Source organism: Amycolatopsis mongoliensis, from assembly GCF_030285665.1.
Lineage (GTDB): Bacteria > Actinomycetota > Actinomycetes > Mycobacteriales > Pseudonocardiaceae > Amycolatopsis > Amycolatopsis mongoliensis.
This window is the reverse complement of sequence record NZ_CP127295.1, coordinates 5,092,755-5,117,046: the sequence shown is the minus strand read 5'-3', so window position 1 is coordinate 5,117,046 and position 24,292 is coordinate 5,092,755. Positions and strand designations below refer to the sequence as shown.

Below are 24,292 nucleotides of genomic sequence, written 5' to 3'. Positions count from 1 at the left end.
ATGTGCCATTCACGGACTTGCGACGGTCAGCCGCGGACGGCTTCGTAAACCCCCGCGATCATGCCCACGAACGGCACCAGCGACAGCAGCACCAGGAACTCCGAAACGTCCAGAAGCCTTGACCAGTAAGGCGAACGCAGCCCGCGGGCGACCCGCGTCGCGTACACCAGGCACACCACCGCCGCCAGCACCACCGCGCCGCCCGCCGCGAAGACCACCGTGCGGTTGCCCGAAGCCACCAGCCACACCCCGGCGCACACCAGCGTGAGCACGCCGGAGCAGACCAGCACCAGGCGCTGGACGCGGCCCGCGTACGACCGGGATCGCAGGATCCAGGCCACGCCCAGCAACCCCGCCAGGCCGGCTTCCCAAGGCCCACCCGTGGAAAGCACGACCGACGACGCCAGGACCACCAGGCCGAGACCCACCAGCACGCCCGTCAGCACGGCCTGCGCCCGGGACGTCCGGCCGATCATCTCGGTCCCCAGCGACGGCTGTTCGTCCGCGCGGAACGCCGCCATGTCGTCCGGGACCCGCGGGAGCGGCAACCGGGCCAGGCGCAGCGAGAGCATCGGGGCCACCGCCGCCAGCGCCGTGCACAGCACCGCGACCACCGCCGCGGCCGACACCGGCTGGACGCCCGCCAGCAGGACCACGCCCGTCGTGACCGCGCCGAAGCCCGCCGCGCCCGTGATCGCCACGAACCACGGCAACCGGTCGGCCACCGAGACCGCCGCCAGGACGCCGTACACCGTCACCGCGGCCAGTCCCGCCGCCAGCGGTCCCGCCGACAGCGAGAACAGCGGATGCGGTGGCAGGACGGACATCCCGGCCAGGAGCGCGACGCCGACGCCGGCCACCGCGCCGGCCGCGCCGGCTTCGGCGTCCCCGTAGGCGCGGCTCAGCGCGCCGCCGCCGAGGAGCAGCACCAGGGCCAGCAGCCCGGTCCCGATCGGCGCCAGGACGCTGCCGGACGCCGCGGCCTGCACCAGCAGCCCGCCGGCCAGCAGCAGCACGACCGCGGCCACCAGCCCGGACCGCCGCGCGACCGACGGCCCCCAGCCGCCGGAGGAATCGGCGACACTCGCGATCGAGTCGATGACGTCGTCGAACAGCAGCGGACCCCGCGGGCGTTCCCGCGGGGTCAGGTGGAGCACTTCGCCGTCCCGGATCTGGGCGGCCGCGACGCTCAGGCCGAGGGCCAGTGGCGCGCCGCCGAGCCGGGAAAGCACCCAGCCGGGGTGTTCGGCCGATGCCTGCCCGGACGCTCCGGCCAGCCGCACCAGCTGCGGCACCAGTTCGGCGAACGTCGACTGCTGCGGCAGGGCGACGTCCACGCGGGCCCTCGGCGTGACCACCGTGACCCGGCGGGTCGTCCCCGTGAGAGACGCGGTCATCAGACGTTCTTCGCGGCCGAGATCACCGGGGCGAACTTGGCGTTCGACGCCTCGGCGAGCTTCTGCAGGCCGGCGTTCACCGCCTCCAGCACGATTTCCGAGAGGTTGCGGGCGTCGTACTCACGGATCGCGCGGGGGTCGATGTCGATCGAGGTGAAGCGCCCGTCGCCGCGGAGGGTGACGGTGACCTCGTTCTGCCGCGAGTGCGCCTTGATCTCCATCGCCTCGACCGTGCGCTGGATCCGCTGGACCTCCTCGGTCTGCTTGCGCACCTGCGCGAGCAGCTCGTCCATGTCCGGCACCGCGTACGGATCGGTCACTGTTGCATCCCTTCGTGCTGGCGGACGCGGACGCTGCCCACGAACCGCTGGAAACCGGGTGAGAGCCGCCGCGCGGTCGCGGGCGCGGCCGTGCAGGCGAGCTCGAGCACCAGCCGGTCCGCCGGCGTGGGGCCGGGAACCGTCAGGTGCACCTGGGTCTGGATCAGCTCCGCGCCTTCACCGGTGCGCAGGCGCAGCAGCTGCATGACGCCGGGCGCGGCCGGGGCGCCGACGTCGCGGCGGCTCAGCACCTCGAGCCCGGCCAGCGTGCGCGAAAGGCGTTCGACGGCTTCGGTGGCGATGGCGTCGATCGACGCCTCGTCCGGCCGCTGCTGGACGCTGACCGTGATGTTCGGCGTGAACTCCTCGCCCGGCACCGGGTGCACGGCGACGAACACCGCGCCCGAGTCGCCCGGGTCGACGGCCGTCCAGCCGTCCGGGATGACGAAGTCCAGGGGAAGGGTCATCACAGCCCCACGTAGGAAACGGCGTCGTCCCAAGCGGAGCCGACGGCATTCGCGGCGTCGTGGGCCGCGGTCCCGACGTAGTCGGCCGCCGCGCCGCCGTACTCGGTGATGGTGTGGCCGAGCTTCGGCAGGTCGATGTCGATCTTCGCGCCGACCCCGGCGCCGAGGCCGAGCGCGGCGCCCGCCTTGAAGTTGACCTTGAGGTGCCCGGCGTCGTAGACGGCCTGGGCGTCGAGCTGCGCGCCGATGCCGTACTGCAGCGTGCCGTTGGCGCCGACGCCGATGCCGGCGACGTCCGCGGCGACCTCGCCCTCGACCTTCCCGCCGGCGAAGACGTTCGCGTGCGCGCCCACGCCGTGTGCGCCGATGGTGCCGGACGCGCTCGCCTCGCCGCCGGCGAACACCGTGCCCTTGGCGTGCGCCGACGAGACGCCCCAGTCCCCCTTGGCTTCGAGCTCTTCCTTCACCGCGGCCAGCTCGGTGTGCCCGGACGCGCCGACGTCCCAGCCCTTCGACGTGATCTTGCCGTCGTACTCCGGGGTGAGCCCGTCCTGCTCGTGCTTGAACTTGTAGTAGGTGATCTCGGTGTTGTTGCCGAGCTTGTCCTTGAGCCCCTCGGGTTTCGGCTGGCCGAACGGCGTGTCCGCCTTCTTCGGCGCGCGAGTGCCCTCCAAGCCGTCCCAGGTGAGCTTCTTCCAGCCCGAGTTCTTGAACCACGACGGCGCGTCCCGCGGCCGCTTGCGCCCGTCGAGCGGGCTGCCGTTGAGCCAGCCCAGCGGGCCTGCGGTCTTCTTGCCCAGCTTGTACTCCAGCCGCTGGGTGCCCTCGGGCGGGAACAGTTCGGCGAGTGCGTCGGAGAACTCGTCGGCGACCTGGCGGGCGGCCTGGACGCTCTGCTCCCCCAGCTGCCGCGCGGCCTGGATGAACGCGCCGACCGAGCCCGAGTTCACCGCGCGCGCCTGCGCGGTCAGCTGCTGGGCGTACTGGTCGAACTGGGCGATGACCGAGTCGACCGCGGCCTTCGCCGACTGCACGAGCTGCGCCGCCGTCGAGAGCCGTTTCGCCTGGTCGTCGAGCTTCGTGGCGGCGTCGGTCAGCTCCTCGCCCAGCTTCCCGGCCGCGGTCGCGAACGCGGTGTAGGCGTCGCCGTCCCAGTCCGCGTGCAGCGTCTTGGCGGAGTCGTCGATCTCCTTCGCCTTGCCCGAGACCGTCGACGCCTGGGTGGCGACCCGCTGCGACGCCGCGCTCAGGGCACCGGGGTCACCGGTCACCCGTCTCCGGCACTCGACCAGGACCTGCCGGTAGCCGGACAGCACGGAGCTGACCACCCCCGACGCGTCGACGACCCCCGAGCCCCACATCGGCTAGTTCCCGGCCGCGTCGTAGCCGACGTGCTGGCTGAAGTGCTTCCCGTTGAAGTCCAGGTCGATGTCGAGGTCGAAGTCCTGGCCACCCGGAGCCTCCACAGTGGACTCCCCGGTGGTCAGGTTGGTGTGGATGACGACCTCGTCGGCACCACCCGCCGAAGGAGCGGGAGCGGGAGCCGGGGTGGGGGGAACCGATCCGGTGGCCGGCGTCGTCGAAGCGTGGTCGACCGGGATCCAGCTGTTCGAGGGGTCCAGCGGGGTCCCGTTGGCGGTCACCGGCACGGACGCGCCGTTCGTGCCGGTGGAACCGCCGCCGGTGGCGAGCGCGGGCGGGGTGTAGTCGGTGAACGAAGGCTGCTGCGGGATCCCCCCGCCGCTCCCGCCCGCCACCGCCTGCTGCCCGGCCGGGCTTGCCACCGACGGCGGGGCCTGGGGCGCCGTGACCGGGGTGTTCCCGATCGACGGTGTCGTCGCGCCCGAGCTGCCGGAGTCGTGGTGGAAGAGCTTCTCGATCTCGCCGATGACCTGCGCGAGCTGCGTGACCTGCTGGGCGAGGTCCACCGCGCCGAGCGCCTTGAGCAGCGCGCCGATCGAGGTGATGAACGCACGCAGCGACGCGCTGGTCGCGGTCGACAAAGCGACCGCCGCACCGTAGGTCCACCAGTTCGACATCAGCGACGCGACCGTCGGGTTCACCGCCGACACGACCGCCCGGTAGGCCTCCTGCGCGGTCTTGATCAGGGTGCCGGAGACGCCGAGCAACTCGGCGCCCTTCTGCACGACGTTGATGATCTTCGTGAGCTGGTCGAGCGATTCGGTGATCTTCTTCAGCGCCGACTCGCTCGCCGCGCCCGACCAGATCTTGCCGAGCTGGTCGGCGGCCTTGGTGAGCTCGGTGTACATGCTCAGGAACTGCTCGGCCTTCTTCACCAGGTCGAGCACGTGCTTCGCGATCTGCTCCGGCTGGCCGGTGACGATCTGCGGCAGGATGGTGATCGGCCCGCCCGAGGACGCGGTCGCGTCCATCGCGCTGGAGTTCGGGAAAGTCAGCATCGGACCTCGCAAGTTCTCAAGGAGCGGACGATCAGACGACGGAGGCGGGCCGGTAGACGCTGACCTTCGCCAGCCCGCCGATGCGGGCGTCGAGGAGCCCGTGGTTGTAGAGGCGGCCGCCGTCGCCGGCGACGCCGATGACCGGCTGGCGGTCGGAGAACAGCAGCGGCTCGACGACCACGACGTCGCCGCTGTGCACGCCGCCGGGCACGTCGGAGAAGGTGCGCGCGGTGCCGGCGTAGACCTCGATGAGCCCGACGCGCGCCTGGTTGTCGGCGTCGCCGGCCAGCCAGTCGTTGAAGTCGGCGACGCCGTGGAAGCGCGCGTCGGTGATCGGGTGGTCCCCGAGCCGGCCGAGCTGCGCGTCCCCCAGGTAGCGCAGCACGTTGCCGACCGACGACGGCTCGCCGTGGGCGCCCGCGCTGTCGTTGATCGCCAGGGTGGCGAGCTCCGAAGCGTGCGAGCTCCCCCAGATCGACGACGTGGGCGTCGTGGACCCGTCGTGGCCCCCGCCGTAGCCGGCCGCGGCGGCCTGGTCGGCCGCCTGGTAGGCGTCGGCGCTGGCCTTGACCAGCCCGTTGACCTGCTGCAGCAGCTGCAGCAGCGTGCGGACGGCGGTGACCTGGCTGGAGTGCAGGGCCGCGTTCGCGGCGGCGACGGCACTGCCGAAGCCCGCGAACGACGTCGGGGCCACGACGAGCCGTTCGAGGTCGGCCACGGCGTTGATGCCGTGGGCGATGATGCCTCCGACGTTGCCGACGGACGAGCGCATCGCCTCGGGCTCAGCCCGGTACTCGCCGGCCATGGCTCTCCTTCCGCGGGTGGCTGCTCGGCAGAGCGTAAGTTCGGCCGCGGAAGCGGGCGGACGGCAAAAGTACCCACCGCGACGGGTCGGCAAGTGGCCAAAATACCGGTCAGGACCTCCTCGATCCGCTGGAGCATTACCCCATGAGCCTCTCGCCCGAGCGCCCGACCGAGATCGTGCTGCAGTCGCCGCCGATGCTCCCGAAGAGCTCGTCCGGCGGGATGATGCAGCTGATGATGTTCCTGCCGATGATGCTCGGCATGGGCGCGATGTCGTTCGTCTACATCGGACGCGACGGCGGCGTGATGACCTACGTCTTCGGCGCGCTGTTCATCTGTGCCATGGGCGGCATGGTCGTGATGTCCCTGGGCCGCGGCGGTATGGCGAAGAAGGCGCAGATCAACGACGAACGCCGCGACTACCAGCGGTACCTGTCCGGTCTGCGGGCCCAGGTCCGGGACATCGCCGACGGCCAGCGCGCCGCGATGGTCGCCGTCCAGCCCGACCCCGCCGACCTCTGGGCCTACGTCGAGACCGGCAAGCTGTGGGACCGGCGGCGCACCGACGGCCAGTTCGCGCAGGTGCGCGCGGGCACCGGGCCGCAGCGGCTGGCGACGCCGCTGAAGGCACCGCAGACCGTGCCCCTGGAGGACCTGGACCCGGTGTCCTCCACCAGCCTCAAGCACTTCATCCGGACCTACTCGACGGTCGACGGCCTGCCGGTCGCGTTGTCGCTGCGGTCGTTCGCCGCGGTCACCGTGGCGGGACGGCGGCCGGACGTGCTCGGCCTGACGCGGGCGCTGCTGTGCCAGCTCGTCACCTTCCACTCCCCCTCGGACCTGCGGATCGCGCTGTGCGTGCCGGTCGACCGGCAGCACGACTGGGAATGGGCGAAGTGGCTGCCGCACGCGACCGCGGCCGGTGCCACCGACGCCGTCGGCTCCCGGCGGCTGGCCGCCGACTCGGCGGCCGGCCTGGCCGAGCTGCTCGGCGCGGACCTCGGCGAACGCCCGGCGTTCAGCCGGCGCGCGGCGGCCGAGCTCGACCTGCCGCACCTGGTGGTCGTCGTCGACGGCGGCAACGCCCACGGCGAGCCCCGGCTGATCGGCGAAGACGGCAGGCTCGGCGTCACGGTCCTCGAGATCGGGCAGGAGCACCCGCGGACCTTCTCGACCGAGCGGCTGCTGAGCCTGCACACCGCACCCGACTCGCTGGGCATGGTCGTCGGCGACGCCACCGAGCAGCGGCTCGGGTTCCTCGGCCGCCCGGACGTCCTCGACCGCGGCGCCGCGGAGGCGCTGGCCCGGATGCTGACGCCGTTGCACACCCCGGCCGCCGTCGTCGGCGAGAAGCCGATGTCGGCGACGTTCGGGCTGTCCGGGCTGCTCGGCATCGGCGACCCGCGCGACACCGACACCACCGTGACGTGGGCGCCGCGCGCGGCGCGCGACCGGCTGCGGATCCCGCTGGGCGTCAACCCGGAGGGCCGGCCGGTGGAGCTGGACCTCAAGGAGTCGGCCGAGGGCGGGATGGGGCCGCACGGCCTGGTCATCGGCGCGACCGGCTCGGGCAAGAGCGAGCTGCTGCGGACGCTGGTGACGGCGCTGGCCGTGATGCACTCGTCGGAGACGCTGAACCTGGCGCTGATCGACTTCAAGGGCGGCGCGACCTTCGCCGGGATGACCGGGCTGCCGCACACCTGCGCCGTCATCACCAACCTGTCCGACGACCTCGCGCTCGTCGACCGCATGGCCGACGCGCTGAACGGCGAGCTGCTGCGGCGCCAGGAACTCCTGCACGCGGCCGGGAACTACGCGTCGGTGCGCGACTACGAGAAGGCCCGCGCGGACGGCGCGGCGCTCGACCCGCTGCCGTCGCTGCTGGTGATCATCGACGAGTTCAGCGAGCTGCTGTCCGCGCGGCCGGAGTTCATCGACCTGTTCGTGGCGATCGGCCGGCTCGGGCGCTCGCTCGGCATCCACCTCCTGCTGGCGTCGCAGCGGCTCGAGGAGGGCCGCCTGCGCGGGCTCGATTCACACCTGTCCTACCGCGTCGGGCTGCGGACGTTCTCCGCGTCGGAAAGCCGCGCCGTGCTGGGGGTCGCCGACGCCTACCACCTGCCACCGGTGCCGGGCTCGGCGTACCTGAAGGCCGACACCGACACGCTCATCCGGCTCAAGGCCGCCTACGTCTCGGGTGAGCTGCCGCCGCGCAGCACGGTCGTGCGCGAGGACGGGCAGGAGCTCGGCGTGCTGCCGTTCTCGCTGGCCCCGGTGGAGATCCCGGTGACGACCGAGATCTCGGACGCGCCGGCCGCCGACGGCACCGGTGAGACGATCATCCACGCGATGCTGTCACGCCTGGAGGGCCGCGGGCCGTCCGCGCACCAGATCTGGCTGCCGCCGCTGGCCGAACCGCCGACGCTGGAGCAGCTCCTGCCGCCGCTGGGCGAGGACGCCGCGCGCGGCCTGTGCCCGCTCGGCTGGGGCGGCAACGGGAAGCTGACGATCCCGGTCGCGCTGGTGGACAAGCCGTTCGAGCAGCGCCGGGACATGCTGTGGGCCGACTTCTCCGGCGCGGGCGGGCACGCGCTGATCGTCGGCGCGCCGCAGAGCGGGAAGTCCACGCTGATGAAGGACATCGCGGGCATGCTCGCGCTGACGCACACCCCGGCCGAGGTGCAGTTCTTCATCCTCGACATGGGCGGTGGCTCGCTGGCGCCGATCGCCGGGCTGCCGCACACGTCCGGGTACGCCACCCGCCGCGACGCGCAGCGCTGCCGCCGGGTCGTCGCCGAGCTGACGACGCTGCTCGAACAGCGCGAGGAGTTCTTCTCCGCCAACGGGATCGAGTCGATCACGACGTTCCGCCAGCGCCGCGGCGAGTTCACCGAGAGCACCGACGGCCGCGAGTTCGGCGACGTGTTCCTGTTCGTGGACAACTGGACCACGATCCGGCAGGAGTACGAGCAGCTGGAGGAGCAGATCACCGGGCTGGCCGCGCGCGGGCTCGGGTTCGGCATCCACGTGATCGTCTCGCTCAACCAGTGGATCGGCGTCCGCGCGCAGCTGCGCGACGCGATCGGCACGCGCTTCGAGCTGCGCCTCGGCGACCCGATGGACTCCTCCATCGACCGCAAGGTCGCGGTGAACGTCCCCGCCGACCGGCCCGGGCGCGGCATCACCGCGGAGAAGCTGCACTTCCTCGCGGCGCTCCCCCGCATCGACGGCGACCAGCGCCCGGAGACGATCGGCGCGGGCGGCGTCGACCTCGTGCGCCGGATCTCGGACGCGTGGAAGGGGCCGCGCGCGCCCAAGGTCCGCCTGCTGCCGCCCGAGGTGCCGCTGGACACGCTGCCCGCGGCGCCGGGCAAGCAGGTCACGCTGGGCATCGCGGAGTCGACGTTGCGGCCGGTGTGCCTGGACTTCGCGGCGGACCCGCACTTCGTGGCGTTCGGCGACGTCGAGTCCGGCAAGAGCTCGCTGCTGCGGGCGATCGCGCACGGCATCACGTCGGCGTACACGCCGGACGAGGCGGCGATCATCGTCGCGGACTACCGCCGCGGCCTGCTCGGCGCGGTGCCGGAGCCGCACCTGCTGGGCTACGCGGGGGCCGAGGGCAAGCTGACGGATCTGATCACCGAGTGCGCGACCGCGATGCGCAACCGGCTGCCCGGTCCTTCGGTGACGCCGGACCAGCTGCGCAACCGCTCGTGGTGGCGGGGGCCCGAGTTGTTCGTGCTGGTCGACGACTACGAGCTGGTGGCCACGGTCGGCCGGAACCCGTTGCAGCCGCTGCTGGAGTTCCTCCCGCAGGCCCGCGACATCGGCCTGCACGTGATCATCGTGCGAGGCTCCGGCGGCGCGGGCCGGGCGTTGTTCGAGCCGGTGCTGCAGCGGCTGCGGGAGCTGGGGTCGCCGGGGTTGATCATGTCGGGGACGAAGGACGAAGGTGCGTTGCTGGCCGACGTGAAGCCGTCGCCGCAGCCGCCGGGCCGGGGCACGCTGGTCTCCCGCCGGCACGGCACCGGGTTGGTCCAGGTGGCGTGGACCAAGCCGGCGGAAAGCTGATCACCGCACGGGCGCGGTCATTTCGGTGGCGAAGCGGTAGTAGCAGACCGCGCGCTGCTTGCCGCCGGTCCAGCTGTTCGGGGTCATGACCTGGACGCGTGCACCGGGAATCGGGTGCGCGACGGCGGTGCAGCGGTCCAGCGTCCGCTGGTAGGGCTCGTCGATGCCGGACAGCGAACCCTCGGCGAGCGGAAGCACGGCGAACGCCTCCGCGGTGTGGCGATCGGCGCAGGGAGTCAGCAGCACGTCGACCTCGCCCGAGCCCGTCGGGGACCAGAAGCACTGGCCCGCGGTGACGTCGAGCCCGTGCGCCGTGCCCTCGGGCAGCTGGTCGCCGGGCGCGGTCCTGGTGGCTCGGTAGGAGAGCACGCCGACGAGCGTCAGCAGGCCGAAAACGAGCGCCCCGGCCACGTAGCGGTTGCCCGGTCGCCGGCGTCGTTCCTCGCGCATCAGCTCGTCGAAGAGCTCGGGATCGTGGTGTGGTGCGGACATCGTTTCCCCCTCGCGGGGGACTTTAGCTGCCGGCTTCCCGGACCACGGCAGCGGTCACCGTCGGCAAGTTACCGACTTCGGTAGGTACCTGAGAACCTCCCACGAACCTACTTTTGTGCTCGTCGCCCGGTTTCGGGGCCGACATCCGGATCACCTGGCCGAAGGGCATTTTCATGCGAATGTCAAGGGCTGTTGCCGCGGTGGGTGCTGCCGCCGCGGCGCTGAGCATGGTCTCAGCGGGGGTTGCGGACGCCCAGCAGGACATCATCGGCGGGAGCACCGTCTCCTCCGCGCCGTGGGGCGCCCAGATCTACTGGAACAACGTGACGACGTACGGCGGCTTCGAGTGCTCGGGGACGATCATCGCCCCGCAGTGGGTGCTCACCGCGCAGCACTGCCTGAACTCCCCGGGCATGCACGTCAAGGTCGGCAACGTGACGCTCCAGCAGGGCACGAACGCGAACGTCGACCAGCAGAAGGCCTCGCCCAACGGCGACATCGCGCTGCTGCACCTGACGACGGCGGTGAACACGACCTACATGAAGCTCGGTACCGGGAACCCGCCGACCGGGTCGACCAACCAGATCTACGGCTGGGGCCGCACGCAGGGCACCAGCCCGCCGTCGAGCACCCTCAAGACCGCCAACGTGCGCGTCACCGGCACCAGCACGGACGCGTTCGGCGGTACGGCCATCGCCAGCCAGGGCGTCGACGGCTCGGCGTGGCACGGCGACTCGGGCGGGCCGCAGCTCTACAACGGCGCCCAGGTCGGGGTGTGCTCCACGGGCAACAACTCCGGCTCGAACCCGCAGGGCACGCAGAACTACGCGAGCATCGCGTCGAGCCGCAGCTGGATCCGCACCACGGCCGGCGTCTGAGGAGAAAGCCGTGAAGGCCTCCTTCCCGGCTGTAAGCGCCGGTAAGGAGGCCTTCACGGCTTTCGGCGGGCATACTCGCTTCGTGAAGTTCCGTACTCAGACGACGAGGCCCGGGCGCGGTTCGAGCAGACCCGGCAGCGGCGCGTCGCCAAGGTGATCACCGACCTGCGCGCCGGGAAGTGATGGACGCCGGCACGGTCCTGCGCGTGCTCGACGCGGTCCGCCCGGCCGAAGTGTGGCTCGCCGGCGGCTGGGGTATCGATGCCCTGCTGGGCCGGCAAACGCGCGAGCACCGCGACCTCGACCTGCTCCACCGCCTCGACCAGGAAGACGCCGTCCTCGAAGCGCTGGCAGCCCTCGGCTACCACGAGACCCTCGACCTCCGCCCGGTCCGTTTCGTGCTCTCCGACGGCGAGTCCGAGCTGGACCTGCACCCGCTCGTCTTCGCGGACGACGGTTCGGCCGTCCAAGCCGCCCCGGACGGGACTTTTCCTTATCCCGCAAGCTGTTTCGTCACCGGACGCGTCGGCGGAGTCGAGGTGCCGTGCGTTTCGGTCGCCCAGCAGGTCTTCTTCCACCAGGGGTACGCGCCCGCGGCCCACGACCTCGCGGACATGCGCCACCTCCGCGAGGCCTTCGGCGTCCGCACCCACTTCTAGTCCACGACGGACGCCCGCAGCGCCGCCTTGTCCGGCTTCCCGGACGGCGCGATCGGAACCGCGCCGACGAAGCTGAACCGCGCCGGCACCGCCGCCTCCCCCAGCTCCGCCGCCACGGCCTTGCGCACCGCGTCGAGGTTCGGTTCCCGGCCGGGGACCGGGACCACGAAGGCGTGCGCCGCCTCGCCCGTCCGCTCGTCCGGCACCGAAACCACGTACGCCTGGTCCACGTCCGGGTGCGCCGCGATCGCCCGCTCGATCGGCCCGGTGTAGTGGATGACCGCGTTGACGATCACGACGTCCCGGGCCCGGCCGGACAGGTGCAGGTACCCCGCGGCGTCCAGCGAACCGAGGTCCTGCGTGCGCACCCAGCCGTCGCGCAGCACCTCCGCGGTGGTGACCTCGTCGCGCCAGTACCCGGCCAGCGCCGACGGCGTCCGCACCCAGATCTCGCCTTCCGCACCGGCGGGCAAGGGCGTGCCCGCGGCGTCGCGGACCTCGATTTCGACGGTGTCGCAAGCCTTCCCGACGGATCCGGGGCCCTCACCGGCGCCGCAGATCGTCAGCATCCCGGTCTCGGTCTGCCCGTACGCGTGGTGCATCGCGGGCCCGATCAGCTCGCCCGCCTCGGCCAGCTTGTGCGGCGGCACCGGCGAGCCCGCCACGACCAGCGTCCGCAGGCCGCTCAGGTCGACGTCCTCGGTGCGCAGCACGTCCAGGACCTGGTGCAGCCGCGGCACGGTCATCAGCGCCGCGGTGATCCGCAGCCGCGACAGCACCCACGGGAAGTCCGGCAGCTCCTCCGGGACCACCGCGGTCCCGCCGGCGAGCAGGCACACCCCCAGCTGCTCCAGCATCACCGCGCTGGTGAGCGTGCCGAAGAGCAGGAACCGCCCGAACCCGGCACCGAGCCGCTCGTGGGCCGAGCCGGGCACCGGCGCCCGCCACACCCGCCCTTCGGTCAGCGCGCGGTAGCTGTAGGCGACGCCCTTCGGCACGCCGGTGCTGCCGCTGGTGAACACGACCGTCGCGATGTCGCCGGGCCGTCCCCGCGGCACCGGCTCCTCGTAGGCCGCGAGCAGCTCGGGCCCGACCCGCAGGATCGGCAGGCCGGCGACCGTGCCGAGCAGCTCCGGCGTCTCGGACGCGGCGTCGACGACCAGGGCGCCGATGTCGCCCACGACGTGCCGCAGCTGCGGCACGGGCAGGCCGGGCCGCACCCCGACGACCCGGCAGCCGAGCACGTGCGCGGCGACGATCACGGCGAACCCCTCCGGGGTGACGGCAGTGGCGATGCCGACGCCGTCACCCGGCCCCAGCCCGGCCGCCCGCAGGCCCGCGGTGAACCGGCCGACCAGCTCCCGCAGCTCGCGACGCGACGTGACGCGCGAGCCGTGTTCGAACGCGGGAACCTCCGGGGCGCGCCCCAGCTCGTCCAGCAGTGCCTGCGGGTGGACCATCTCGACCGCCTCTCGCCCGGGGCGTCCGGGTCTACCGGGCGGATCTCAGAATTTCGGCAGAAACCCACGGCCGCACCGCGAGCGTGCCCGCCACCGCGACCGCCGCGACCAGCGCCGTGGCGGCGGCCAGGGTGGCGAAGTCCGGGTGCACGATCGACTGGCCGCGCTGGGCCTGCCAGGTGAGCAGCACGAGCAGGCCCGCGTAGCCCGCGCCCGCGGTGCGGACCAGCCGGCGGCGGACGACGTCGGAGCCGAGCACCGGGTACCGCCGGGCGAGCGGCAGGAGGCCGACCGCGACCAGCGGGAGCACCTGCAGGCCGTGGATGCCGACGAAGTGCGGGATCCGCATGTCCCCGCCGGTGGTGCTCCAGCCGACCACGGGCAGGCCGGCGCCGCCGTCCTCGACGCCGACGGAGTGCGCGCCGAACGTCGAGGGCTTGCCGCCCGCGTCGAGCACCGCCTGCTGGGCCGGGCTCGGCGAGAACATCAGCATCGCGACGCCCATCCCGGCCAGGGCGAGGCCGGTCCCCCAGCGCAGCGCCGAGGTGAGTGCCCGGTCCGGCAGGCGCTGGAAGAGCAGCAGGACGACGACCGCGGCGGTCATCAGCCACGCCGCGTACGCGCCACCGGCGACGACGTTGTTGATCGCGACGTCGGCCGGGGTCGCCTTGTTGAAGTGGAGGGTGGCGCCGCGGAAGATCATCTGCACCACGATCAGCCCGACGTCGAGGCCGATGCCCACGGCGAAGACCGTGCCGAACCACCAGCCGGCCCGCCGGCCGCGGCGCACGTGCGTCAGCAGCCAGGCCAGCGTCAGCGCGTACGCACCGACCGAAACCGAGAACTTGAACGGCTTGAGCCAGATCGGCGCATTGACCAGTGTGCGATCATCGAGCAGCAGCCCGAGCAGCGACGCCGCGCACAGCACCCCCATCACCCCGGCGAGCACCACCAGCGGGCGGTGCCACGACCGGAGCGTGACCAGCGGATTTCCCTTGTCTGCCATGGCATACAGCCTGGCCGGGCCGGCGGTCACGGGCACTGGAGCGCGCCCCCGTCCGGAGGTGGGGCGGCCCCTACCGTCGCCCTGTGGGTAATAGTGCCGTCAGTACGACCGGCAGTTGTGCCGTTTGACCACACCTTCCTCTTTTCTAGCGTGACATTCACACCGCGCGGACCACCGCGCCAGGGGTATTCGCTTCAGGAAGGAGGTGGCCCGTCGATGTCCAGTCCGGGATTCCAGGCAGATTCCGCTGCCATGACGCGCGCCGTCCAGGGTTTCGAGGAAACCGCGACGAACGCCAAGTCCACGATGGCCAGCTTGGAGTCCGAGCTGACCGAGGCGCTGCGCAACTACAAGGGTGACCAGGCCGTGGCGTTCTGGGACCTGCAGCGCCGGCTCCAGGAGAAGATGAGCGTCGCGGTGAAGGAGCTCGACACCATGTCGCAGCTCGTCCACACCAGCCACCAGAACTACGGCCGCGGCGACGCCGACGTCCACCAGAGCTTCCAGGGGGTCGGCAACACCCTCGAGGGCTCGGGCGTGATCCCCCGCCTCAACCCCTGACCTGAGAGGACAGATCGATGGCCGACGTCGTCGAAATCAATTTCGCCGCGCTGCAGCACAGCTCGGCGTCCCTGGCCGCCAAGGCCAAGGCGCTCACCTCGCAGCTGGAGCAGCTGCACCAGAACCTCCAGCCGATCACCGCGACCTGGTACGCCTCCGGCAGCTCCGCCGGTGACGCGGCCCGCCAGTCCGAGACCCGGCTGCGCCAGGCCACCGCGGACATCGTCGCCATCATCGCCCAGTTCGGCGGCAAGGTCGGCGAGGCCCACGACCTCCAGCAGTCGCTGGAGAACCGCAACCAGGGACTGTTCGCGGGCTGAACCGCGCCCAGACGTCGGTCGGCCGGTGCGGGAAACCCCCCGCTCGCACCGGCCGACCGGCTTTCCCTCCTTACGTGCGACGAGAGAGCCGGGACCCGATGCACGACCAGTCGTACTACGTCCACCTGGAATCGCTGAAGGACTTCGTGCGGGAGCTGGAGACCCAGATCCACGCGATGGCCAAACCGAACGACTTCCTGCTCACCCTCGGCGAGGAGCCGCTGTTGTTCGGCGAGTTCGGCGAGGCCGGGTCGCTGGCCGACGCCCACCGCGCCGCCGTCTCGGAGATGCAGGGCCTGCTCGACCAGGTCCGCAGCGCGATCGGGTTCGCGCAGGACGTCACCACCACGGTCGCCGACGGCTACCAGAACGCCGACGAGGCGGTCGCCGGGGACCTCCACACCTCGGGCGCCGTCACCGGCCTGCTCGACCCCGTGCTCGGCCTGCTCGGCCTGGGCGACTCGGACGGGAGCCGCAAGGGATGACGAACACCGCGCACACGAACTTCGCCGCGTACAGCCACCAGCAGCTGTACGCGATGCTTCAGGCCGGCGACCCGAACAGCGCGCGGCACGCCGCCGACAAGTGGAAGTCCGCCGCGCTGCACCTGCACGAGCAGGCCCACAACCTCAACTCGGAGCTCACCGAGTTCAAGGACCAGTGGACCGGCGGCGCCGCCGACCAGTACCAGCACATGATCGTCGACCTCGCGAACGGCATCTCCAAGGTGGCGCAGACCGCCGAGGCGATGAACGTGATGCTCGACGACGCCGCCGACGCGCTGGTGAAGGCCAAGAAGGAGATGCCGCCGCCGGTCTCGGTGCCGGACGTCTCCCCCGCCGACGTCGCGCTCGCGGTGAACCCGCCGCTGCTGCCGCCGGACTCCTCGCCCGCCGTCATCCAGGCCGCGGCGCAGCAGCGCCAGCAGGCCATCGCGAACGTCGAGGCCCAGCAGTCCGCGGCCGACGCGGCCGGGTCGGCGCACGGCAGGGCGATCGCCGTGATGACCGAGCTGGCCGGCGAGTACAGCACCGCCGAGGAGTCGATCCCGGCGTCGCCGAACGCCGTGCAGACGCCCACCACCCCGCCGGCCGGCGGCGGTGCCGGGAGCGTGGGTTCGCCCGGGCTCGTCGGCAACGGCGTCACCGATCCCGGCGTCGTCGTCACCCCGATCGACGGGCACCCGCTGCCCTCCACGAACATGCCCCAGGGCCCGGGCACCGTGCCGACGTCGAACCCGCTGTTCGGCGACATGTTCACCGCCGGGCTCGCCGCGGCTTCGGCCGCCGCGTTCGGCCGGTTCGGGTCGATCATGCCGAAGGTGCCGTCGTGGGCCACCGGCAAGGACCCCAAGGACGGCAAGGAAGAAGCGCCCGGCACGAAGCTCGGCGGCGGCGGTGCCGGCGTCGAGGGCGGTGCCGGTGGCGGCATCCCGATCGGCGGGGGTGACGCGCCTTCCCTGGGCGGTGCCGGCGGTATCCCCGGCGGGGCCGGGATCGGCGGGGGCGCCGACGGCCCGGCGGCGCACTCGGGCCTGGCCGGCGACGGCGGCGCGGGCAACGCCCTGAGCGGGCTCGCCGGCGGCGCGGCCGGAGCCGCGGGCGCGGCGGCGGCCAAGGGCGCGATGCCGATGATGCCCATGATGCCGATGGGCATGGGCGGGGGCGGCGACATGGGGTCCGGGCGCCGGATCCCGGCGTGGCTGGTGGAGACGGAGAACGTCTGGGGTCAGTCGGCCCCGGTCGCTCCCCCGGTGATCGGCGAAGAGCCGGAAGCGTACTGACCCGTCGTGAGTGGTATTTCGGGTTCTAACCCGAAATACCACTCACGACCCCTGCTGCGAAACGGAGGCGGGCCGTGACGGCTGCCGGCTATCGCGTCGCCCCGGCCCGCCTCGACATCGTGGCGGCCGAGTTCGGCACCCGCGCGGACGCGCTTTCCACCGCCCAGTCGGCGGTCGCGGGCGAGAAGGTCCCGGCCGCCGCGTTCGGCCACGTCAGCGCGTCCGCCGCCGCGGCCAAGACGTTCGAGAAGACGATGACGGAGCTGGGCCACGAGCTCGGCGACGGCGTCTCGTCCGCCAAGAAGCTCCAAAGTGGACTGACCGAGTCGGCGGCCGGGTACCGGCGGGCCGACACGCAGGTCGCCGCGATGTACCGGGCGCTCCTGCCCGAAGATCCCCTGCCGTCCGCCGGGAACCCCGCCGGCATCGGCGGTTCCGCCGACACGGGCGCGTGGGCGCGGGCGATCGAACAGAACCGCGCGAAGGTCGCCGACGCGCTGACCGCCGAGCGGTCGAAGCTCGCGGGGCTCACCGACGCCGACGAGATCAAGCGGTCGCAGGCGAGGATCAAGCTCTACGAGGACATCCTCGCGAACAACCGGCAGATCCTGAAGTTCGACCCGTCCGGCAACGGCCGGATCGCCGAGCTGGTCGGGCACATCGAGCCGGGGACGCGCAACGTCGGGCTGTTCGTCCCCGGCGTCAACACGCAGATGTCCAACTTCGACGCCTACGCCGGCCTCGGGCGCAGCCTGGTGGCCGCGGACCCGACCGGGCGCACGGCGATGGTCGTCTGGGCCGACGGCGTGTTCCCGCAGAACCCGGTGGTGCAGGGCCCGGACGCGAGCTACGCGCAGACGATGGCGCCCGACCTCAAGCACTTCACCGACGACCTGCGCGGCGAGATCGCGAGCCACGCGGGCTCCGACGTCACGCTGACGGCGATCGGGCACAGCTACGGCGGCGCGACGGTCGGGCTGGCCGAGACGCAGGGGCTCGACGTCGACCGCGTCCTGCACGTCGAGTCGGCGGGCATGGGCCACGGCGTGTGGTCGCCGTCGGACCTGCCGCCGAGCCAGGCGGGCGTCCAGCGGTTCTCGATGACGGCGCCGCTCGACCCGATCGAGATCGCCCAGGGCAACGCGTGGGGCCTGGAGTGGACCGGCATCGGGCACGGCGCGGACCCGGACACGTTCCCCGGCGTCACGGAGCTGGAGACCGGGCGGGACGCTGCCGGCGACCAGCTGTGGGGCCTGTCCTCGCACAGTGACGTGCTGAAGCCGGGTTCGGAGTCGTGGACGAACATCTACCGCGTGATCACTTCCGGGCCCACCACGCCCAACGGGAGTTTCGACCCGCATGGCATCCTCGAGAACGGCGTCGAGTTCCTCAACGACGGGGGTGTGCTGCGATGACTTCGGAGCTTTCCGAGCTGGACCGCCTGGCCGGCGAGCTGACGGACGTGATCGACAGCGTGGCGGCGGTGTTCGGCCCCTCGGCGGACCCGACGGTCAACGGCGAGCTCGACTGCGACCCCACCCGGCCCGGCAATCTCCGGTGCTGGCAGTACGGCGTCCGCCTCGAGCACCCGGGAGACCCGGAACGCCGCCTGGCCGAAGTGGTCCTGCCGACGCTGGAGCAGCGCGGCTGGCAGGCCCACGACCGCAGCACCCCGCGCGAACTGATCGCGAGGTTCAGCCGCGACGGCGCGGACTTCACGGTCCACGTGGCCCGGGCGAGCCACGCGGTGGCGATCATCGGCTCAACCCGCCCGGTCCCCGCCTGACCGTGTCGACCCCCCCCCAATCACGCGTGATGCCCCTCCAATCACGCGAGATCCCCCTCTGATCACGCGAGTTCCGCCTTCAATCACGCGAGTCCCGGTTTCCCGCACGCGAGTTCCGGCGAACCGACCCTCCAGGTACGCGAACCGACCTTCCGGGTACGCGAGTTCGCCGTCCCGGCACACGTAACTCCCGTGATCGGAGACGTGACTCGCGTGATTGGGCCCGTAACTCGCGTGATTGAGCGGGCATCACTCGTGATTGAAGGGCATCTCGCGTACCTGGGCAGTCGGCTCGCGTACCTGGAGGGTCGGTTACGGCGTGAAGCGGGACGGGCGCCAGTTCCGGCGCCGGGCCCGGCGGACCGCCGCCACCGTCACTCCGGCGGCGGCCGCGAGAGCCACGCCCGCCAGGGCGATCGTGCCCGCCGCGACGTCGGACGCCGGGCGCGCGGGAGCCGCCGCCGGGACCACCGCCGGTGCCGAGCCCGGAGCGGGAACCGCGCCCGGCGGCGCGACGTCGGCCGGCAACGTCGACGACACCGCCGCGTACGCGTCCAGCACTCCCCACCCCAGCCGCGGGTCGTGGCCGCCCGAACCCGGGCGGTGCGCCGTGAGCTCGAGCCGGGTGACGACCTGGTCGCCGGTCAGGTCCGGGTGGTACGCCCGGACCAGCGCCGCGACGCCGGCGACGTACGCCGCCGCCAGTCCCGGGTCGGTCACCGGCCAGCGGTGCGCCACCGCGCCGCCCGCTCCCGCCGACGTGCTGACCAGCTCCGCTCCCGGCGCGGCGACGCCGACGTAGTCGCCCGCCTCCGTCTGCACCGGCTCGCCCGCGGGGTTCACCGACCCGACGGACAGCACTCCGGCCGTCGCCGTCGGGTAGGACCGCGCGCCCTGCTGGGTCGCCGACGCCGCCGAGACCACCACCGCGCCTTCCGAACGCGCCCGCGCGACCGCGCCGGACAACGCCGGGCTGTCGAACGCCGCGGGCACCGCGATCAGCACCACGCTCGCGTGCCGGTCCACCGCCTTGTCGATCGCGCCGGCCAGTGCGCCCGGGTCGCCGGCGCCGTCGCCCGCCGTCGACGAGCCCGAGCCTTCCGTGTACCGGATCGGCAGCAGGTGCGCGCCGGGCGCGACGCCGGCGAACGTCGTCGACGCGTCCGGTTGCGCGCCGACGATCCCGGCCGCGATCGTGCCGCGGCCGTCGCAGTCCGACCGTTCGGTGCCGGCTCCGCCTTCGAGCTGCCCGGGCGCGAACTGCGTGTTCTGCCCGTCGACGCCGGTGCCGATGACGGCGACCAGCTGGCCCTCGCCCCGGGTCAGCGGCCAGAGCCGCGCGGGGTCGACGAGCCGCTGCCCCCACGGGACTTCACCGGTGTAGGTGCCGGACGGGTTCGCGCACTGCCCCGCGGGCGCGGCAACGGCGGACGCGGGCAACCCCAGCGTCACGACGCCCGCGACCGCGAGCACCGCCGGCAACCGCACGGGAACCTCCCCAGGCACAAGAAAAGACGGTGGCGGAAAAGAACTTCCGCCACCGCCAGTTTACCCGGGAAAGGCCCGTCAGCGAAGGTCCATGCCCAGATCCAACGCCGGTGAAGAGTGGGTCAGCCCGCCGACCGACAGATAGTCCACACCGGACTCGGCGTAGGCCCTACCACGGTCGAGGGTGAGCCCACCAGAGGATTCCAGCCGCGTCTTCGGGGAAACCTCGTCGCGGCGCGCCACCGCCTGCCGGCACTGCTCCGGCGTGAAGTTGTCCAGCAGCACCTCGTCGGCGGACGCGGCCAGCGCTTCTTCGAGCTGCGCGAGCGTGTCGACCTCCACCTCGCAGGCCAGTTCCGGCGCGTGCGCCCGGGCCGCGGCCAGCGCCGCGGTCACCGAACCCGCGGCGACGACGTGGTTGTCCTTGATCAGCACCGCGTCACCCAGCCCGAGCCGGTGGTTCACCCCGCCGCCGCACCGGACGGCGTACTTCTGCAGCAGCCGCAGCCCCGGCAACGTCTTGCGGGAGTCCCGGATCGCGCACCCGGTACCGTCCACTTCGGACACCCAGGCGGCGGTCGCGGTCGCGACGCCGGAGAGGTGGCACAGCAGGTTCAGCGCCGTGCGCTCGGCCGTCAGCAGCCCGCGCACGGGACCGCGCAGCACCAGCGCGGGCTCCCCCGCGACCAGCCGCTCGCCGTCCTCCCGCCCGGCCAGCACTTCGTAGCCGTCGCCCAGCACCATGTCGAACACGGCCAGCGCGACCGGCAGCCCGGCAATGACGCCGTCGACCCGCGGAGTCAGCTCCGCGACGGCCGTCGCCTCGGCCGGAACCGTCGACGCGGTCGTCGCGTCCGGCCCGTACCGCAGGTCCTCGCCCAGCGCCGTGGAAACCACCCGCGTGACGTCGTCGACGTCGAGGCCCGAAGCCGCGATCAGGCGCCGGACCGGTTCGGAGATCGGGAAAGTCATGCCACGCCCTCCAGGGGGATCGGGTCGGCCAGCACCGGCTGGCCGGACGGGCTGAGCCGGATGAGCTGGCTGCGCCGCCAGCTGTCGTCGAGCGACGGGAAGTCGGTCCGCACGTGGCAGCCGCGCGACTCGGTGCGCCGGACGGCCGCGGCGAGCAACGCCTGCGCCGCCAAGGTGAGCGCCGCGTCTTCGACGGCCGCGTGCGTCCACAAGGGAGTGTCCTGTGTCGACAGGTCGAGCACCGAACCCGCCGCGGCGAGCCCGTCGGCGTCCCGGCCGATCGCCGCGTACCGGCTCATCACGCGCTGCAGCGCGTCCCGGTCCGCGGCCGGCGCGACAGCCCAGGAAGCCAACCGCCCTCGCGAAGGGTCCGCCAACAGACCCGCGGCCAGGTCCGTCGCGACGGCCTCCGCGACACGCTGCCCGACGACCAGCCCTTCGAGCAAGCTGTTGGACGCCAACCGGTTCGCGCCGTGCAGACCGGTCCGGGCGACCTCGCCGGCGGCGTACAGGCCGGGCACCGACGAGCGTCCGTCCACAGTGGTCACCACGCCACCGCACGAGAAGTGCGCCGCGGGCGTCACCGGGATCGGATCCTTCGCGGGGTCCAACCCCAGCACCGTGCAGGCCCCGAACACGGTCGGGAACCGCTGCGCGAAGCCGGCGATCCCGGTGGCGTCGAGGAACACGTGGTCGTCGACGCCGCCCGGCGCGGTGAGCATCCGCCGGGTGATCGCCGCCGAGACGACGTCGCGCGGGGCGAGGTCGCCGAGCGGGTGCACGCCGCGCATCACGGACTGGCCGGCGCCGTCGACCAGAGTCGCCCCTTCGCCGCGCACCGCCTCGGTGACCAGCGGGCAGCGGCCGCGCGCGCCCGGCGTGTAGAGCACTGTCGGGTGGAACTGGACGAACTCGATGTCCGCCACGGTCGCCCCGGCCCGCAGCGCGAGCGCGAGCCCGTCGCCGGTGGCGATCTCCGGGTTCGACGTCGCCTGGTAGAGCTGCCCGATCCCGCCGCTGGCCAGCAGCACGGCCGGCGCCCGGACGACCCCGGGCACGCCGTTGCGATCCAGCACGGTGACACCCGCGACCCGGCCGCCCGGGGTGCGCAGCGCGTCGACGGCGATGTGGTGTTCGAGCACCGGCACCCGCGCCTGCCCGGCCTGCGCGACCAGGGCGCGTTCGACCTCGGCGCCGGTGGCGTCGCCGCCCGCGTGGATCACCCGGAACGCGCTGTGCCCGCCCTCGCGGGCCCGGGCCAGCAGGCCGTCCCCGGACGCGGAGGCGTCGAACTTCGCGCCGTCCGCCCGCAGGCGGGCGACCGCGGCCGGGCCGCCGTCGAGGATCGAGCGGGCGGCGGCCTCGTCGACCAGCCCGGCACCCGCCGTGAAGGTGTCCTCCGCGTGCTTGGCGACCGAATCGTCGAGGTCGTGCTCGTCTTCCAGGACCACGGCGACGCCGCCCTGGGCCCAGCGCGTGTTGCCGTCCTCGACCGCCGCCTTGGTGATCACCAGGACGTGCAGCCCGAGGGCCTGCGCGCGCAGTGCCGCGGTCAGCCCCGCGACGCCGCTGCCGATCACGACCAGGTCCGCACGAGCTTCCCAAACCGGGGTTTTCGCCCGTGGGACATTAACCGGCGTGGTCATTCTCCGCCGCCAGGCTGCCCGATCTCGATCATCCGCTGCACCGAGGCACGCGCGCGGGCGGCGGTTTCGAGGTCGACGTGGACCTCGTCGAGACCGTCACGCAGGCAGCGCAGCAGGGCGGCGGGCGTGATCATCTTCATGTACCGGCAGGACGCGCGGTCGTTCACCGCGCGGAAGTCGATGCCCGGCGCGGCCTTGCGGAGCTGGTGGATCATGCCGATCTCGGTGGCCACCAGGACGGTCTTGGCCTGGGTGTCCCGGGCCTCGTGGACCATGTCGCCGGTCGAGAGGATCTTGACCCGGTCCGGCGCCACGGCGCCCTCGCCGGCCAGGTAGAGCGCCGACGTCGCGCAGCCGCACTCGGGGTGGATGAACAGGTCGGCGTCCGGGTTCTCGGCCGCGCGCTCGGCCAGCTCGGCGCCGTTGATCCCGGCGTGGACGTGGCACTCCCCCGCCCAGATGTGCATGTTCTCCCGGCCGGTCACGCGCTTGACGTGCGCACCGAGGAACTGGTCCGGCAGGAAGAGAACCTCCTGGTCGGCGGGGATGGAGGCGACGACGTCGACCGCGTTCGAGGACGTGCAGCAGATGTCGGTCTCGGCCTTCACCTCGGCCGTGGTGTTGACGTAGGAGACGACCACCGCGCCCGGGTGCTCGGCCTTCCAGGCGCGCAGCTCGGCGCCGGTGATGGAGTCGGCCAGCGAGCAGCCGGCCCGCGCGTCCGGGATCAGGACGGTCTTCTCCGGGGCGAGGATCTTCGCGGTCTCGGCCATGAAGTGCACGCCGCAGAAGACGATGGTGGACGCGTCGCTGCTCGCCGCGATGCGGCTGAGCGCGAGCGAGTCGCCGGTGTGGTCGGCGATGTCCTGGATCTCCGGGACCTGGTAGTTGTGCGCGAGCAGGACCGCGTCGCGCTGCTTCGCCAGGCGCCGCACCTCCTCCGCCCAGGCCGCGTTCGCCTCGACCCCGCCGAACGGGGTGAGACCTTCCGGAACCAACGTGGTGGTCATCGGGCCCTCCTGGACCTGTCTCCGGTTTTCGCCTTATAATCGAAAACCGTGCGAAGTCATCTTAACACCCAGGCCCCCCTGGCCCACGAGGTTTTGGGAGCGGTCCTCCAAGTGCGCTCGGACACACTGCGGGTCCTGCTGTGGCGCCGCGCACTCGACCCGCACCTCGGCCGCTGGTCGCTGCCGGGCGGGCGGCTGCGGCCCGACGAGGACGTCGAGACGTCGATCCGGCGCCAGCTCAAGGAGAAGGTCGACGTGCGGCAGCTCAAGCACGTCGAGCAGCTCGCGGTGTTCAGCGACCCGCACCGGGTGCCCGGCCCGCGCGTGGTGGCGACGGCGTTCCTCGCGCTGGTCCCCTCCGACGTCGACCCCGAGGTGCCCGAGGACACCGAGTGGCACGACGTCGCGAAGCTGCCGCGCACGGCGTTCGACCACGAGGCGATTGTGCTGCGCGCCCGTGACCGGCTGCGCTCCAAGCTCTCCTACACCAACCTCGGGTTCGCGCTCGCGCCCGACGAGTTCACGATTTCCGCGCTGCGCGGGCTGTATTCCGCGGCGCTCGGCTACCGCGTCTCGGCGACCAACCTGCAGCGGGTGCTCTCGCGGCGCGGCCTGCTGGTTCCCACTGGTCACACGGCCGCGCCGGGCCGCGCGGGCGGGCGCCCGGCGGCGCTGTTCTCCTTCGCCGGCAAGGGCATGCAGGTCACCGACCCGTTCGCGGTGTTCAAGCCGCCGAGCCGGTGACCATCCTG

23 protein-coding genes are annotated in these 24,292 nt (G+C 72.6%); 10 read left to right on the top strand and 13 right to left on the bottom strand.

The window, feature by feature from the left end; genetic code table 11:
• Nucleotides 1–26 precede the first annotated feature (26 nt).
• The 6 genes from eccD to QRX60_RS24955 are packed head-to-tail and all read right to left on the bottom strand — an operon-like array spanning nt 27 to nt 5,409.
• Nucleotides 27–1,397, bottom strand: a complete 1,371-nt coding sequence (eccD, locus tag QRX60_RS24980) for a type VII secretion integral membrane protein EccD (RefSeq protein ID WP_286003200.1) — start codon at nt 1,395–1,397, stop codon at nt 27–29.
• A complete protein-coding gene (locus tag QRX60_RS24975) occupies nt 1,397–1,717 on the bottom strand; it encodes a YbaB/EbfC family nucleoid-associated protein (RefSeq protein WP_286003199.1) in 321 nt (106 codons plus the stop codon). Before QRX60_RS24975 ends, eccD begins: the two co-directional genes overlap by 1 nt.
• Nucleotides 1,714–2,184, bottom strand: coding sequence for a hypothetical protein (locus QRX60_RS24970; RefSeq protein ID WP_286003198.1), 471 nt, complete (start codon nt 2,182–2,184; stop codon nt 1,714–1,716). Before QRX60_RS24970 ends, QRX60_RS24975 begins: the two co-directional genes overlap by 4 nt.
• Nucleotides 2,184–3,545, bottom strand: a complete 1,362-nt coding sequence (locus QRX60_RS24965) for a WXG100 family type VII secretion target (protein ID WP_286003197.1) — start codon at nt 3,543–3,545, stop codon at nt 2,184–2,186. The genes QRX60_RS24970 and QRX60_RS24965 overlap by 1 nt, the downstream gene beginning before the upstream one ends.
• Before the next feature lie 3 nt (nt 3,546–3,548).
• Nucleotides 3,549–4,604, bottom strand: a complete 1,056-nt coding sequence (locus tag QRX60_RS24960) for a WXG100 family type VII secretion target (protein WP_286003196.1) — start codon at nt 4,602–4,604, stop codon at nt 3,549–3,551.
• Nucleotides 4,605–4,635: 31 nt separating this feature from the next.
• Complete coding sequence (locus tag QRX60_RS24955) at nt 4,636–5,409, bottom strand: WXG100 family type VII secretion target (RefSeq protein WP_286003195.1); 774 nt, start codon at nt 5,407–5,409, stop codon at nt 4,636–4,638.
• A gap of 143 nt (nt 5,410–5,552) precedes the next feature.
• Here QRX60_RS24955 and eccCa point away from each other — a divergent pair, with 143 nt between their 5' ends.
• Nucleotides 5,553–9,479 (top strand): type VII secretion protein EccCa, encoded by a 3,927-nt coding sequence (gene eccCa / locus QRX60_RS24950; RefSeq protein ID WP_286003194.1) that lies wholly within the window; start codon nt 5,553–5,555, stop codon nt 9,477–9,479.
• Here the strand turns inward: eccCa and QRX60_RS24945 are convergent, their stop codons facing one another.
• A complete protein-coding gene (locus tag QRX60_RS24945) occupies nt 9,480–9,971 on the bottom strand; it encodes a hypothetical protein (protein ID WP_286003193.1) in 492 nt (163 codons plus the stop codon).
• A 173-nt stretch (nt 9,972–10,144) separates the two neighbouring features.
• Here QRX60_RS24945 and QRX60_RS24940 point away from each other — a divergent pair, with 173 nt between their 5' ends.
• Entirely contained in the window at nt 10,145–10,849 is a 705-nt protein-coding gene (locus tag QRX60_RS24940; protein WP_408630246.1) for a S1 family peptidase, read from the top strand.
• A gap of 182 nt (nt 10,850–11,031) precedes the next feature.
• Nucleotides 11,032–11,508, top strand: a complete 477-nt coding sequence (locus QRX60_RS24935) for a nucleotidyltransferase domain-containing protein (RefSeq protein WP_286003191.1) — start codon at nt 11,032–11,034, stop codon at nt 11,506–11,508.
• On the opposite strand, the gene QRX60_RS24930 is transcribed toward QRX60_RS24935, so the two are convergent.
• Both QRX60_RS24930 and QRX60_RS24925 read right to left on the bottom strand, forming a co-directional pair.
• The gene (locus tag QRX60_RS24930) at nt 11,505–12,968 is read right to left on the bottom strand and encodes a class I adenylate-forming enzyme family protein (RefSeq protein WP_286003190.1); all 1,464 of its coding nucleotides are present in this window, start codon (nt 12,966–12,968) and stop codon (nt 11,505–11,507) included. The two genes, QRX60_RS24935 and QRX60_RS24930, sit on opposite strands and share 4 nt — an antisense overlap.
• Before the next feature lie 31 nt (nt 12,969–12,999).
• Complete coding sequence (locus QRX60_RS24925) at nt 13,000–13,974, bottom strand: hypothetical protein (RefSeq protein ID WP_286003189.1); 975 nt, start codon at nt 13,972–13,974, stop codon at nt 13,000–13,002.
• Between the two features lie 216 nt (nt 13,975–14,190).
• Between QRX60_RS24925 and QRX60_RS24920 the strand changes: the two genes are divergently transcribed.
• From QRX60_RS24920 to QRX60_RS24895, 6 genes are all read left to right on the top strand, one after another.
• Complete coding sequence (locus QRX60_RS24920; RefSeq protein WP_332845841.1) at nt 14,191–14,535, top strand: WXG100 family type VII secretion target; 345 nt, start codon at nt 14,191–14,193, stop codon at nt 14,533–14,535.
• A 17-nt stretch (nt 14,536–14,552) separates the two neighbouring features.
• Entirely contained in the window at nt 14,553–14,855 is a 303-nt protein-coding gene (locus QRX60_RS24915; RefSeq protein ID WP_020644701.1) for a hypothetical protein, read from the top strand.
• 98 nt (nt 14,856–14,953) lie between these two features.
• Nucleotides 14,954–15,340 (top strand): hypothetical protein, encoded by a 387-nt coding sequence (locus QRX60_RS24910; protein WP_284750598.1) that lies wholly within the window; start codon nt 14,954–14,956, stop codon nt 15,338–15,340.
• Entirely contained in the window at nt 15,337–16,638 is a 1,302-nt protein-coding gene (locus tag QRX60_RS24905; RefSeq protein WP_286003187.1) for a WXG100 family type VII secretion target, read from the top strand. Before QRX60_RS24910 ends, QRX60_RS24905 begins: the two co-directional genes overlap by 4 nt.
• Before the next feature lie 74 nt (nt 16,639–16,712).
• Complete coding sequence (locus QRX60_RS24900) at nt 16,713–18,053, top strand: alpha/beta hydrolase (protein ID WP_286003186.1); 1,341 nt, start codon at nt 16,713–16,715, stop codon at nt 18,051–18,053.
• Nucleotides 18,050–18,424, top strand: a complete 375-nt coding sequence (locus QRX60_RS24895) for a hypothetical protein (protein WP_286003185.1) — start codon at nt 18,050–18,052, stop codon at nt 18,422–18,424. The genes QRX60_RS24900 and QRX60_RS24895 overlap by 4 nt, the downstream gene beginning before the upstream one ends.
• Before the next feature lie 312 nt (nt 18,425–18,736).
• Here the strand turns inward: QRX60_RS24895 and QRX60_RS24890 are convergent, their stop codons facing one another.
• The 4 genes from QRX60_RS24890 to nadA form a co-directional block, all read right to left on the bottom strand.
• A complete protein-coding gene (locus QRX60_RS24890; RefSeq protein WP_408630245.1) occupies nt 18,737–19,912 on the bottom strand; it encodes a S8 family serine peptidase in 1,176 nt (391 codons plus the stop codon).
• A 78-nt stretch (nt 19,913–19,990) separates the two neighbouring features.
• Nucleotides 19,991–20,884, bottom strand: coding sequence for a carboxylating nicotinate-nucleotide diphosphorylase (gene nadC, locus QRX60_RS24885; protein ID WP_286003184.1), 894 nt, complete (start codon nt 20,882–20,884; stop codon nt 19,991–19,993).
• On the bottom strand, nt 20,881–22,530 hold the full coding sequence (locus QRX60_RS24880; protein ID WP_286003183.1) for an L-aspartate oxidase: 1,650 nt from the start codon (nt 22,528–22,530) through the stop codon (nt 20,881–20,883). Before QRX60_RS24880 ends, nadC begins: the two co-directional genes overlap by 4 nt.
• Nucleotides 22,527–23,540, bottom strand: a complete 1,014-nt coding sequence (gene nadA, locus QRX60_RS24875) for a quinolinate synthase NadA (protein WP_286003182.1) — start codon at nt 23,538–23,540, stop codon at nt 22,527–22,529. Before nadA ends, QRX60_RS24880 begins: the two co-directional genes overlap by 4 nt.
• A 111-nt stretch (nt 23,541–23,651) precedes the next feature.
• Between nadA and QRX60_RS24870 the strand changes: the two genes are divergently transcribed.
• On the top strand, nt 23,652–24,284 hold the full coding sequence (locus QRX60_RS24870; protein WP_286003181.1) for an NUDIX hydrolase: 633 nt from the start codon (nt 23,652–23,654) through the stop codon (nt 24,282–24,284).
• Nucleotides 24,285–24,292 lie beyond the last annotated feature (8 nt).